The sequence below is a fragment of the Streptomyces acidicola genome, assembly GCF_009377235.1.
Classification (GTDB): Bacteria; Actinomycetota; Actinomycetes; order Streptomycetales; family Streptomycetaceae; genus Streptomyces; species Streptomyces acidicola.
On sequence record NZ_VMNX01000261.1, the window covers coordinates 1 to 13160 of the forward strand.

Annotated in this window: 8 protein-coding genes; 2 read left to right on the plus strand and 6 right to left on the minus strand. The window is 72.2% G+C overall.

The window, feature by feature from the left end; all coding sequences use genetic code 11:
- Positions 1 to 112 precede the first annotated feature (112 nt).
- Both FPZ41_RS39420 and FPZ41_RS39425 read left to right on the plus strand, forming a co-directional pair.
- Complete coding sequence (locus FPZ41_RS39420) at positions 113 to 1225, plus strand: N-acetylglucosamine kinase (RefSeq protein WP_152868741.1); 1113 nt, start codon at positions 113 to 115, stop codon at positions 1223 to 1225.
- A complete protein-coding gene (locus tag FPZ41_RS39425; RefSeq protein WP_152868743.1) occupies positions 1222 to 3615 on the plus strand; it encodes a glycoside hydrolase family 3 N-terminal domain-containing protein in 2394 nt (797 codons plus the stop codon). The genes FPZ41_RS39420 and FPZ41_RS39425 overlap by 4 nt, the downstream gene beginning before the upstream one ends.
- On the opposite strand, the gene FPZ41_RS39430 is transcribed toward FPZ41_RS39425, so the two are convergent.
- The 6 genes from FPZ41_RS39430 to FPZ41_RS39455 form a co-directional block, all read right to left on the minus strand.
- Positions 3579 to 4472 (minus strand): carbohydrate ABC transporter permease, encoded by an 894-nt coding sequence (locus tag FPZ41_RS39430; protein ID WP_152868745.1) that lies wholly within the window; start codon positions 4470 to 4472, stop codon positions 3579 to 3581. The genes FPZ41_RS39425 and FPZ41_RS39430 overlap by 37 nt on opposite strands.
- Positions 4469 to 5488, minus strand: a complete 1020-nt coding sequence (locus FPZ41_RS39435) for a carbohydrate ABC transporter permease (RefSeq protein WP_322621310.1) — start codon at positions 5486 to 5488, stop codon at positions 4469 to 4471. The genes FPZ41_RS39430 and FPZ41_RS39435 overlap by 4 nt, the downstream gene beginning before the upstream one ends.
- A 2-nt stretch (positions 5489 to 5490) precedes the next feature.
- Positions 5491 to 6864: an extracellular solute-binding protein gene (locus FPZ41_RS39440; protein WP_152868747.1), complete on the minus strand. Its 1374-nt coding sequence runs from the start codon at positions 6862 to 6864 to the stop codon at positions 5491 to 5493.
- 157 nt (positions 6865 to 7021) lie between these two features.
- Positions 7022 to 7705 carry a peptidyl-prolyl cis-trans isomerase gene (locus tag FPZ41_RS39445; RefSeq protein WP_407698880.1) on the minus strand — a complete coding sequence of 228 codons (684 nt, stop codon included), beginning with the start codon at positions 7703 to 7705 and terminating at the stop codon, positions 7022 to 7024.
- A complete protein-coding gene (locus tag FPZ41_RS39450; RefSeq protein WP_152868749.1) occupies positions 7702 to 12033 on the minus strand; it encodes a glycoside hydrolase family 38 N-terminal domain-containing protein in 4332 nt (1443 codons plus the stop codon). The genes FPZ41_RS39445 and FPZ41_RS39450 overlap by 4 nt, the downstream gene beginning before the upstream one ends.
- 109 nt (positions 12034 to 12142) lie before the next feature.
- Positions 12143 to 13027, minus strand: coding sequence for a MurR/RpiR family transcriptional regulator (locus FPZ41_RS39455; RefSeq protein WP_152868751.1), 885 nt, complete (start codon positions 13025 to 13027; stop codon positions 12143 to 12145).
- Positions 13028 to 13160: the final 133 nt, after the last annotated feature.

Here is a 13160-nt window from a genome sequence, read left to right on the forward strand (position 1 = left end):
GTACTGATGGGGTCCTCCTCGAAGCGTGCGCTGCGTGCGCCGACGGGGGCGGGTCTGGTCGGGGCTGGTCAGGTCTTGTCCGCGGCGAATGTATCAACCACCATAGTCGGCGATGAGCAATGAATTGAACCAGGATCTTGTGGTCGGTCTCGACGTGGGCGGCACACGCACCCGCGCCGTCCTGGCGGCCGCCGGGGACGGACGCCCGCTGGGCGAGGGCGTCGCCGGTCCCGGCAACGCCCTGACCGTCCCCGTGCCGCAGCTCACCGAACACCTTGCCGAGGCCGTCGGCCGGGCGGTGCCGGAGGGGGCGCGCGGCAGAGTCGTGGCCGTGGCCGGAGGCTTCGCGGGTGCCACGGGAGCCTCCCCGGACGAGCCCGGGCGCCTCAACGCGCTGGCCGCCCTGACCGCCACGCTCGGCGAACTGGGCATCGCCACCGAAACGGTCGGGATCCACAGCGACATCGAGGCCGCGTTCGCCTCCGCGCCCGGCGCCCCCGCCGACGGCCTCGCCCTGGTGGCGGGCACGGGCGCGGTCGCGGCCAGGATCGCGGAACGCCGTTGCGCCGCCACCGTGGACGGCGACGGCTGGCTCCTCGGCGACGACGGCAGCGGCTTCTGGATCGGCCGCAGTGCGGTGCGAGCCGCTCTGCGCATGGCGGACGGGCGCGGCCGGCCCACGGCACTGGCCGCCACGGTCGGGCGCGCGCTGGGGCTGCCGGATGAGGTCCTGCCGTCCGAGGCCGACGCCCTGCCGTTCGAGGCCGATGTCCTGCCGTCCGAGGGCGTCATCCGGTACGAAGGCGCCCTGCCGTACGAAGACGTCCTGCCGTACGAAAAGGGCGGCGTCACCCCGGAGAACTGGTCCCGCGCCCGGCGCGAGGCCTTCCGCATGCACCTGCTGCCGGCCGTGATGGCGCAGCCGCCGATCCGGCTCGCCCGGCTCGCGCCCCTGGTGGCCGAGGCGGCCCAGCGCGACGACGCCGTCGCCGGGGCGATCCTCGACGAGGCGGCGGACCAACTGATGGAGACCATCCGTGCGTTGGAACCGCGGCCCGGCGAACGAATCGTCGCCACCGGCGGCCTGCTCGGCCCCGACGGCCCGCTGACCGCAGCCCTGACCAGTCGGCTCCAGACCCTCGGCCTGACGCTCGACGGGGTGGCGGACGGCTGCCGGGGGGCCGTGGCCCTCGCCCGGCTCGAACTCGGGGGCGGTGGCCGATGAACGGTACACCGCAGGAAGCCCTCCTCCCCTACCGTGACTCCACGGCGCCCGTCGCCACCCGCGTCCGTGACCTCCTGGCCCGTATGACCCTGCGCGAGAAGGCCGGTCAGCTCAACCAGCGCATGTACGGCTGGGACGCCTACCGCCGCACGCCCGACGGAGCGTTCGAGCTCACCGAGGCACTGCACGCCGAGACCGAGCGCTTCGCGGGGCTCGGCGCCCTGTACGGGCTCTTCCGCGCCGACGCCTGGTCCGGGGTCGACCACGCCACCGGAGCGGACGCGGCGCACGGCGCGGCCCTCGCCGACCTGGTGCAGCGTCACGTCGTGTCGGCCGGCCGCCTCGGCATCCCGGCCCTGTTCGTCGAGGAGGTCCCGCACGGTCACATGGCCCTGGACGGCACCGTCCTCCCCGTCAACCTGACCGTCGGCGCCACCTGGGACCCCGAGCTGTACGAACGCGCCGCCGCCCACGCCGCCGCCGAACTGCGTGCCCGTGGCGGCCATGTGGCCCTCGTCTCCGCGCTGGACATCGCCCGGGACCCGCGCTGGGGCCGTACCGAGGAGTGCTTCGCGGAGGACCCGTATCTGGCCGCCCGGCTCACTGAGGCACTGGTGCGGGGCATGCAGGGGGAGACACAGGGGGCGGCAGGGGACATGCGGGACGGTCTCTTCGCCGACGACAAGGCCCCCGTCGTGCTCAAGCACTTCGCCGGACAGGGCGCCACGGTCGGCGGCCGCAACTCCGCCGAGTCGGAACTCGGGCTCCGGGAACTGCACGAGATCCACCTCCCGGCCGCCCGTGCCGGAGTCCGGGCCGGCGCCGCCGCCGTCATGGCCGCGTACAACGAGGTCGACGGCATGCCCTGCTCCGGCAATCGCGCCCTGCTGCACGGGCTGCTCCGCGAGCGCTGGGGTTTCCAGGGGATCGTCATGGCCGACGGGCTCGCCGTGGACCGACTGGCCCGGATCACCGGTGACAAGGTGTCCGCCGGCGCCCTCGCCCTGACCGCGGGCGTCGACCTGAGCCTGTGGGACGAGGGCTTCACCCACCTTCAGGAGGCGGTCGAGCGCGGTCTCGTCGGTGAGGACGCCCTGGACGCCGCCGTGGCCCGGGTGCTGAGCCTGAAGTTCCGCCTCGGGCTCTTCGACCGGCCGTACTCCGCCGACCGCCCGTACTCCGCCGACCGCCCGAACTCTGCCGACCGGCCGGTCCCCGCGCCCGCCGCCGACCGCGGGCGCGCCCTGAGCACCGCCCTGGCGCGCGGTGCGGTCACCCTCCTCCACGACGACGGCGAGGTGCTGCCGGTCCGGCCCACGGTCTCCCGCATCGCGGTCCTCGGCCCGCACGCCGCCACGACCGCCCACCAACTCGGGGACTACACCGCCCCGCCGCGCCCCGGCACGGGCACCAGCGTCCTCGACGGACTGCGCCGCCTCGCCCCGCCGGACGTCGCGATCCGTCACGCCCGCGGGTGTGCGCTCACCGGCGACGACCTGTCGGGCATCCCCGAGGCCGTCGCCGCGGCGAGCGCCGCCGACCTGGCCGTCCTCGTCCTGGGCGGCAGCAGCGCCCGCACCCCGGACACGGACTTCGCCGCCAACGGAGCCGCCCGCACAGCCGTCTCGGAGATGACATCCGGAGAAGGCGTGGACCTCGCCGGACTACGGCTCGGCCCCGCCCAGTACGCGCTGCTGGACGCCGTCACGGCCACCGGCACACCCACGGTGGTCGTCCTGGTCCAGGGCCGCCCGCACGCCGTACCCGAGGCGGCCGACCGGGCGGCGGCCCTGCTCACCGCCTGGTACCCCGGTCCGTGGGGCGGTGACGCGATCGCCGAGGTACTGCTCGGGCACGCCGAACCCGGCGGACGGCTTCCCGTCTCCGTGCCGCGCTCGGTGGGCCAACTGCCCGTTCACTACAACCACAAGGACACCGAGTACCGGTCGTACGTCGACGAGAGCGCAGAGCCGCTCTACTCCTTCGGGCACGGGCTGACGTACACGGCCTTTGCGTACGGCCCGCCGCGCCTCGCCGAGGACACCGCCGAGGACACCGTCGAGGTCGACATCACCAACACCGGGCAGCGCCGCGGCCGTACCGTCGCCCAGCTCTACATCCGCCGTCTGCGGACCGCGGTGTGGCCGCGCACCCTCGAACTGCGGGGCTTCCGGAGCGTCGAACTGGCGCCGGGCGAGCGGCGCACGGTCACCTTCCCCCTCGGCGACGGCCGACTGACCCAGGTCGGCGCCGACCTGGAGGCGGCCGTACTGCCCGGCACCCTGGAGATCCGGGTCGCCGAGTCGTCGCGGGCCGCGCTGACCGCCGTGCCCCTCGTGCTGCGGACCGACGGTCAGAGCTTCACCGCCCCCGCCGAGACACCCTTGTAGAACCACCGCTGCGTGATGAAGAACAGCACCAGCACCGGAACGATGGAGATCACCGACCCGGCCATGACCACCCGCTGGTCGTAGCCGAACGACGAGCTCTGCAACCGGGAAAGACCCAGCGTCAGCGTCATGTTGGCCTCGGAGCGCAGCACGATCAGCGGCCACAGGAAGTCGTCCCAGGCGGCGATGAAGGTGTTGATGACGACGACCAGGATCGCGCCCCACGCGGACGGCAGATACAGGTGTCTGAACCGCTGCCACTCGCCCGCACCGTCGATCATCGCCGAGTCCTCGATCTCGCGCGGCACCGCCAGGAACGCACCGCGCATCAGCAGGACGTTGATGGCGCCGACGAACCCGGGCAGCCACACCCCCACCAGGCTGTCGACCAGGCCGAGGTCACGGATGCTCAGGAACAGCGACACCATGATCGACTCGAAGGGGAACATCATGGAGGCGGCCAGCAGGACCCACACCGCCCTGCGGCCCTTCCACGCGGGCTTGGAGAGCATGTACCCGGCCGTGGTGGAGAACAGCAGCTGACTGGTGACGGACAGGACGACCACGAACAGGCTGTTCCAGATGTAGGTGGCCACCGGCACCTGTTCGAAGACCTCCCGGTAGGCGCGCAGGGTCGGGTCGTGGGGCAGCAGCGAGGCGTTCTCCCCGAAGACGTCCTCGCCGGTGCCCTTCAGCGACGCCAGGAACTGCCAGAGCAGCGGCCCCACGGTGATGCCGAGCACGAAGAGCAGCAGCAGATAGCGCAGGACGAGTTCACGGGGGCGGCCGTAGTCCCGCCAGCGGGGCATGAGACGCCGGGGCATCGGGCGCCGGGACTTGGGCACGGCCGTCGTCATGACTCGTCCTCCTTCGTCAGGCGCTGCGCCAGCAGGGTCAGCCCCAGCGTCAGCAGGAACAGGGCCACACTGACCGCCGATCCGTAGCCGGCGTTGCCGGTGAGGGGGTCGAGGCCGACGTCGCGGATGTAGAAGGGCAGGGTGCGGTCGGCGCCGCCGGGGCCACCGGTGGGGCTGCCGAGCATGTAGATCTCGGTGAACACCCGCAGCGAGCCGATGCCGGTGAGCGTGCCGACCAGCATCATGGCCTGCCGGACCCCCGGCACCGTGATGTGCCAGAACCGCCGGACCGCGCCGGCGCCGTCCATGGCCGCCGCCTCGTGCAGCTCCTTGGGCACGTTCCCCAGCGCGGCCAGGTAGAAGATCATGTACCAGCCGAGGCCCTTCCACAGCGTCAGGCCCATCGCGGAGAACAGGATCAGCCACGAGTCGGACAGGAACGGGATGGCGTCCTCGATCAGATGGGCCTTCTCCAGCGAGGTGTTGATCAGCCCCTCGTCGGCGAGCAGCCACTGCCAGCTCAGACCCACGACCACGCTGGAGGCGAGGACCGGGGTGTAGAAGGCCGACCGGAAGAAGCCGATGCCGGGCAGCTGCTTCTCCACCAGGACGGCGAGCAGCAGCGGCAGCAGCACCATCAGCGGCACCACGATCAGCGCGTACAGCAGGCTGTTGCGGGTCGCCAGCCAGAAGTCGGGGTCGTCCAGCATCCGCGTGTAGTTGGACCACCCGACGAAGCTCGCGGCGCCGCCGAGCGGCTTGGCATCGGTGAAGGACAGCAGCAGCGTGTTGAGGAACGGGAACACGCCGAAGACCGCCGCGCAGACGATGGCAGGGGCGGCCCACAGCCAGGGCTGCCACCAGCGGCGGTACAGCGCCGCGCCGTTGGCGCCGGGAGCGGGACCGGGCCTGAGGGCACGGCCCGCTCGGCGTATACGTGACGGGGCCGAGCCCGGTGCGGGGCGCGCGGCCTCCGTACCGGGCAAGGACACCGGCTTCGTGGTGTCGGCCACCACGGTCAGCTGCCCTGCTTCAGCAGCTCGTTCGCCTTGTCCTGGGCGTCCTTCACCGCCTGCTCGGGGCTCTTCTTGCCCTGCATGGCCAGCTGCACCTGGGACACGATGGCCTTCTGTACCGCCGGGGAGAGGTTGGTCTGGTAGGCGGTGGCGGTCTTGAGCTGCTCGGCGACGAGCGCGCGGGCCTTGGAGAAGGGGTCGTCGCCGGTCGCGCTCTGGAAGAACGGGTCGTCCAGCGAGGTCGTGGTCGTCGGGAAGATCACGACGTTCGGGTTCTTGCACCAGGCCGTCTGGTTCTGGGCGCTGGTGAGGAACTTGGCGAACGCGAGCGCCGTGGCGGCGTTCTTGCTCGTCGAGCTGACCCCGATGTACTGCGGGGCGCCGGTGGTGTGGCCGAGCTTGTCGAGCGGCTGCCGGCCGACGCCGGTTTTGGCGTAGACCGACGGGCTGTTCTCCTTCACGAAGCGCACGAAGCTCGGGTTCGTCGAACCGTAGGCGACCTGGCCCTGGCTGTACGGCGTGGAGGGGTCGTTGCTGGAGGACAGCGAGTCCTTCGGCATGGCGCCCTCCTGGTACAGCTTCGCCATCCAGGCGACCCACTGCGTGGTCCTCGGATCCTCGGCGAAGGTGGCTGCCTTGCCGTCGGCGGACAGCGTCCTGATGTCCATCTGGTCCCAGTCGGCCGGTATCCGCCAGATCGGGTTGGCCATCGTCGCGTAGTACTCGCCCTTGGCCGACTTGGCGATCTTCTCGTAGTCGGCGAACAGTTCGAACATGGTCGTCGGCGGCTTGTCCGGGTCGATCCCGGCCTTCTTCAGCAGGTCGGTGTTGTACGTCAGCAGGACGCCGCCGGTGTACCAGGGGAACACGGTGTGCACGGACGCGTCCGTGGAGTCCTTCATGGTGCTGGACTTCCAGAACGCGGGGACGAACGGCTCGGCGGCGGTGGGGTCCTTGACGCCGAGGTTGAGCAGGTAGTCGTACTTGGTGAGGGCTGTCGCGGTCTCGGAGTTGAGGTTGAGCACGTCCGGCAGGGTGCAGGCCTGGGCGTCGGCGACGTTGCGCTGGGTGAACGTCGCGTCGCCGGGGTCGTCGATCCACTTGACCGAGGTGCCGGGGTTGGCCTTCTCGAAGTCGTCGATCACTCCGTTGAAGAAGTTCCCAAAGTCTTTCTTCAGGTTCGTCGTCTGGAAGGTGATCCTGCCCTTGATGTCGCCGGAGAGCTTGCCGGAGCCGACGTTGCCCTTGTCGACCGTGCAGTTGCCCACGGTGGCTTCCCCGTCCCCGGAGCCGCCGCCCGACAGGCCGCAGCCCGCGGCCGTCAAGGACAGGACGACGAGACAGGTCAGGGATCCGGTGAGTCTTCTTGTGCGCATGGTCGTTGACCTCCTGCGGCCGGGTTGCTGCCACTCGCTGCTGGTTCAATTCACCAACTTCGACTCCAGTTGATGAAAAGGTGGACCAGAATTCATCGGAGGTCAATGGGGTTCCGTGTTGCTTTTCGGTTCCGGCCGCGTGGCGGGCGGCTCCCGGTCAGTGCCGGTGCTCGTGGTCCGGGTGCGCCGGGTCGCCGGGGTGTTCGTGTCCGGCGGCGTACACCACGTCGGCGCGAGCCTGGTCGAGCCAGGCGAAAAAGGCCCGATGTCCCGCCGTCCGCCGCAGCTCCCGCGCGATGCCCTCGCGGGCCCGCTCGTACGGCAGCACGTCGGCCGGTGCCGGCTCGTCGAAGGGGTCTACGCCCCGCCGGAGGGCCTCAGGAGTGAGGAAGCGGTCGCGGTTGCGGTCGTAGTAGTCCCGTACGACCGCCTCGGGGATCTCCTGCTCGCCCTCCAACTCGTCCAACAGGGCGCGTGCGGCGGGGGAGTGGGCGAGCACCGCCGCGACGATGCTGCCCAGGTCGGCGACGTCCGCCTCCGCCACGGCGAGCACCTGGGCGGGCGACACCTCCTCCGGCGTCCTCAGCCCCCGGGTGACGCAGGCGCGGCGGGCCAACTCGTCCGCGACCACCACCTGCGTCGCCCAGCGTCGCCGCTGCCGCTCGGCCCGGGCGAGGGCCTCGGGACGCATCTCACGGTCGCGTGCGGGGACGGCCTTCAGGAAGGCGTCCACGCGGGTACGGGGGATGGCCTCGCCGTGGACGAGGGCGGCGGTGCCTTCGGGAGGGTCCGTTCGTGGGTGCGCGTGTGGGTGGACGTGCGTCGCCGTGGGCCCGTTCACGGGGTGACCTCCAGGACGACGGTCTCCGTGTAGGCGACATTGCCGTGCCACGCGGCCTTCGCCATCAGCCAGTACGACCCCGGAGGCACCGCCCCGCCGTCCACCTCGATCACGCACTCGGCCCGCTCCCCGGCGGCCACCGTGAACCCCTGGCAGCCGGGCGCCACACCCGCCCAGGTGCCCCACGACGACACGGCCCACAGCGTGCCGCTCACCGGCCCCCGCGTGGTGTTCCGCACGGTCACCGGGACCCGGACGCGCTCACCCCGCCGCACGGTGACCCGCTCGGTGCCGAGCCGGGTCACGAGGGTGGGCCCGGTACGCCCGTCCGGCTCGCCCTCCGGTACGGCACCCGGCACGTCGAGCGCGACGACGTCCCCGTACGTCTGACCGCCGTACTCCAGGTGAGCGGCGAGCCAGTGCCGGCCGGGCGCGGCCTCGGGCGGGGGCGTGACGGTCACCTCGGCGAGGGTGAACCCGCCGGGGCCCAGCGCGTACGGCAGTTCGGCGGGCGCGACGGACCAGCCGCGAGGCACCGCGAAGGTCACCGTCCCGGACACCGGCGCGTCGGTGAGCTCCGAGCTCACCCGGACCGTCGCGGTGACCGGGCGGCCGTCGGACGCGGTGAGCGCCGTCGGCGACACGTACACGGCCACCGGCAGGTTGCCGCGCGGGGCGGGACCGGAGTTGTGCAGCCAGTAGCGGGTGTGGACCGGCTGGGCGGGTTCACGGGCGGCGACTCCGGGCCCGGTGGAGGGTTGCGCACGGTCGGGCCCGGCGGAGGGTTGCGTACAGTCAGGCCCGGCGGAGGGCTGCGCGCGCTCGGGCGTGGCCAGGACGGTGGCGACCTCGAAGCCCGTCAGGTCCGCTTCGAGGCCGCCGCCTGCGTCCGAGGCGAGGGGCTCGCCGGGCGTCTCCAGGACATCGGCGCGGGCGCCCTCCGTCCACGCGTGCGGCCCGGTCACACGCGCCCGCACCGGCCGCCCGTTCACCTCGTGCATCCGTACGACGACCCCGCGCGCCGGATCGGCGGGCGCCACGCTGCCCCGGGCGAGCGGGGAGCCGGCCGGCTTGAGGGCGTCGAGGAGGACCTCACCGGCGGGTTCCAGGCCCAGCAGGGCGGTTGCCCTCGGCAGCGGCTCGGGCTTCTGAGGCCCTTCGCCGTCGGTTCGCAGCCGCGCGGTCAGCGGATGGTTGAACTCGTGCCCGCGCGCGGGCAGTCCGAGGTCCCGCCAGTCGCCCCCGCCCGCGACGACGGCGTACTCGAAGGTGTGCGACCAGCGCTGGAGCTGGAACGCGGAGCCGTCCGGGGCGGTGCGGCGCGGCGGGTCGACCCAGATGCCCGACGGCCATCCGGTGCAGGAGCGCATCAGGGACATGTAGAGGTCGCCGGAGGCCGTGACCACACAGCCGGGCGTGCCCCGGTTGAGGACGGCGAAGCTCCGCCCGTCCCAGGCGTCGCCCGGCGGCAGCGCCTCGCCGCCGCCCGCCGACGTGGCCGTCACGGTCGCGTCGTCGAGGTCGGCGATCAGCGCCTCGACCGCTTTCGCGTCGTCCTCGGGGTGGGCTCCCGCCACCACGAGCAGCGGCAGCCGCTCCAGATCGCGCAGATCGGCGCCCGGCACCCACTCCTCCCGCAGCCCGGCCCGCGGTGCGACCCACACCGCCGCCACGCCCCTCTCGGCCAGTTGCCGCTTGAGTTCCCGCCCGGCCGCCGGGTCCCAGCCGAGGGCCTCGGCGACCAGGGTGTTGCGCTCGGGTGCGCCGACGGCGATGCGGATGTCGGGGAGGTTGGAGTCGACTTCGAGGTCGCCGTAGCGCTGACCCCCGGCGATGGTCGAGGTCGCCGTGACCCCGGCGCGTACGAGAGCGGCCGCGAGCGGGGTGCCCAGCTCCCCGGCGTCGTCCCAGTTCGCGTACACGAGTTCGGCGACACCGATGGACCGGTGCCCGAGGAACGCGCCGGAGTCGTCCCGCACCGCCACCCGCGCGGTGGACCCGAGCCCGAACCACGTGTTGGCCGGGTTGTCGAGCGTCCACGGGAACCGCTCGCTGTCCACCTCCACGAACCCGAACCCGCGCCCGATGACCGCGTCGGCCACCTCGTGCACCGGCAGCCCGCCCCGGACGGAGGACGGCCACCGCACCCGGATGAGCCGGTCGGCACCGTCGTACCCGTCGATGGTGGTCGTCACGTCCAGCCGGTCGACGCCCTCCCACAGGCACAGCCGCTGGGTGTACCGGAACAGCCCGAGGTCGCCGGTGACGGTGATGCGGGACCCGGCCGGAGAATGTTCCACTGTCGCGGAAGCTGTCACATCCCGGCTGCGAGTCACCGTGGTGCCGGTCGGGGTCAGATGCCACGGCCCCTCGCCGAAACGCGGATGCCTCGGGTACTCCTCCTGGACGACGAGCTCGTTGCCGATGTCGCCGGGGCGCAGCAGTTCGCGCCCGCCGTCCCGGAGCGCGCGCAGGCCGCTGACGGCGCCGCCGCGCGCGGGGTCGACGGTCACCTCGTAGAACGCGTTGCGGATCGTCGTACCGTCGCGCGGCGTCCACCCGGACACCGCACCCTCGGCCAGGGGAAGGGCCTTGAGACCGAGGCCGGGCACCTCCGGTACGACGACACGGAGTCGGCCGTCCTGGTCGCGCACGGCGGGGAGCGGACGGCCGGTGCCCTCGTCGAGCGGGACCAGGCCCCGGTCCTCGACGGTGACCACGTCCCGCCGCGGCCAGGTCGAGGAGTTGAGGACGACGAGGTCCGGGGCGCCGCCGGGCCGCGGGGTGACGTGGTCGGTAAGGGCCTGGGTGGCGTCGGTGTGCACGGCCTGGGCGAGGTCGTACAACTCCCGCCAGCCGGTGAGCAGATCGATGTACACCTGGTCGGACTCGGAGCCGGTGATGGCGTCGTGATGGGCGCCGTAGATGAGCTGCCGCCACGCCTTGTCGAGCGCGGCGTCCGGATACGGGTGCCCCGTGACGAGGGACGCGAGCGTCGCCCACGCCTCGGCGTCGGCGAGCAGCGCCTCGCCGTGGCGCTGGGCCTGCTTGGTGTCGATGTACGAGACGTCCTTGCCCGTGTAGACGGGGTTCATGTCCCGGGTCTGGGGCGAGGCTTTGCGCCCCTCGGCGTCGAGCTCGGCCCGCACGGCGGCGAAGAAGTCACGCGGTACGGCACTGATGAAGCGCGGCCAGACGTAGCGGGCGTTCCAGTCCCGGTGGATGTCCATCACCCAGCGGCACGGCGGCGCGTAGTCCCCGCCGACCGGAAGCAGCACGTTGCGGGTGAGCGCGACCTGCTTGAGGCCCTGGAACAGCTTGTACGCGGCCGCCTCGGCCTCGGGCAGGGCCGGCGCGTTGTCGATGGCCCAGCCGGCGCCGTAGTGGTTGACCATGTAGGCGGTCAGCAGGCCCCGCCCGGACGGGGCGATCCAGCTGAACTCGGCGGGGAACTGCATCCTGTTCGGATCGCGCGGCTCCTCGCCGAACACGGAGAGGGTGGGGCCCCACTGGTGGAACGGCCCCCGCGCCCACGAGCTGGAGGAGAGCCCCGCGTCCGCCATGAGCCCCGGGAACTGCGGATCGTGCCCGAACGCGTCCAGCTGCCAGGCGGTTTCGGGCGAGGCTCCGAGGATCGCCCGCTGGAAGCCGTCCCCGTACACGGCGTTGCGGATGGTCGCCTCGGCGCCGGTCAAGTTGGTGTTGGGCTCGTTGTAGGTGCCGCCCATGATCTCGACGCGGCCGGTGCGCAGCAGCTGGCGCAGGAAGGCCCGCTCCTCGGGGAAGGCGTCCCAGTACGGCTTGAGGTAGTCGACCTCCGCGAGCACGAAGGTGTACGCCGGGTCGCGCCGCGCCAGATCGCAGTGGGCGCGGACCAGGCTCATGCCGGACTGGCCGCGCGAGTCGAAGGTGCGGGCCGGGAGTCCGCTGCCGGCCGGGTCGTCGGCGACGTCCCAGGTCTCGGTGTAGGCGGCCTGGGTGTTCCACCAGACGGGGTCGTAGTGGAAGTGGCTGACCATGAACATGGTCCAGCCGGGTTCGGCGACCGTGAACTCACCGGTGTGCCGGGCCAGTTCGTCTCCGTCCGCAGCCGTCACCGTGATCGGGCAACGGTCGCCGACGGCCAGGCCGGTGGTCACGGGTATCTCGGCGCGTACGGTGCCGTCCTCGCCCACGGTGGTCTCCGAGGTGCCGGTGAGGCCCGGGCCCTCCACGGTGAGCCGGACGGTCCGGCCCGGGGTGTGGCTCAGCTCGACGGCCACCACCTGACGCGGCTGCTCGGTGGTTCCGGCGAAGAGCTCGGTCGACTCGACAGCGGTGACACGCATGGGGCTCCTACGAGGGTGCTCGGCGGAGCCTCATCGTGGCACCGAGCGATGGTTCAAACAACCACTTTCACGTCTCGTCGGTGGTTCGCCCATGCACATTCGGTCGCGTTCACCGTGCGCGGCGCGACTTCACCGCGTGCTGTCCGGCGATGTGGTCGGTCAGGGCCAGCGAGGCGCTCGCGCGCTGGTACGACAGCTGCGCGACCCGGACGTACAGGCAGTCGATGAGCACCAGCACCGAGTGCCGGGCGCCGATGATGCCCGTGGGGAAGCTGGTCTGCGACGAGGACGAGATGAGCCGGATGCCGGCGGCCCGGGCGAGCGGTGAGCGCGGGTCGGCGGTGAGGGCCACCGTGGTGGCGCCCCGCTCCTTGGCCAGCTCGAACGGCTCGATGGTCTCGCGCGTGGCCCCCGAGTGAGAGATGCCGATGGCGACGTCGGCCGGGGTGAGCAGCGCCGCGGAGGTGGTCGCCGCGTGCACTTCGGTCCAGCCGCGCACCGAGCAGCCGATGCGGAAGAGACGGGTCTCCGTCTCCTGGGCGACCGCTCCGCTGCCTCCCACGCCGTACACGTCGATGCGGCGGGCGCGGGCCATGGCCTGGGCCGCGCGCTCCAGGGCGTCGAGGTCGATCCGGTCGATGGTCTGCTGCACCGCGCGCAGGTCCGCGCTGCCGACGACCTGGACGACCCGTTCGAGGTCGTCATCGGGGGAGATGTCGGGGCCGATCTCGGCCGTACCCCAGTCGGAGACCTCGCCGCGGCCGCGCTCCTGGGCCAGCTCGATCAGCAGGTGCTGGTAGGAGTCGAGTCCCACGGCGCGGCAGAAACGGGTGACCGTGGCCTGCGAGGTGCCGGTGCGGCGGCCCAGCTCGGCGGCCGAGACATGGGTGACGGCGGCCGGATCCTCCAGGATCAGCTCGCCCACCTTCCGCAGGGAGCCGGCCAGGCGGGGCAGCTCGGTACGGATCAGAGTGGTGACGTCCGTCGGGGGCATGCGGTACCCGGTCTCCTTGGTTCTGAGTGGTGCGTGGTGCTGTGTGCTGATGGTGAAGAATGTACCAGCCACCACTTGGGTGGCAGATTGAAATTCAGGACCGGAGTGGGGCGGGGGGCTTGTGGGGCAAGGG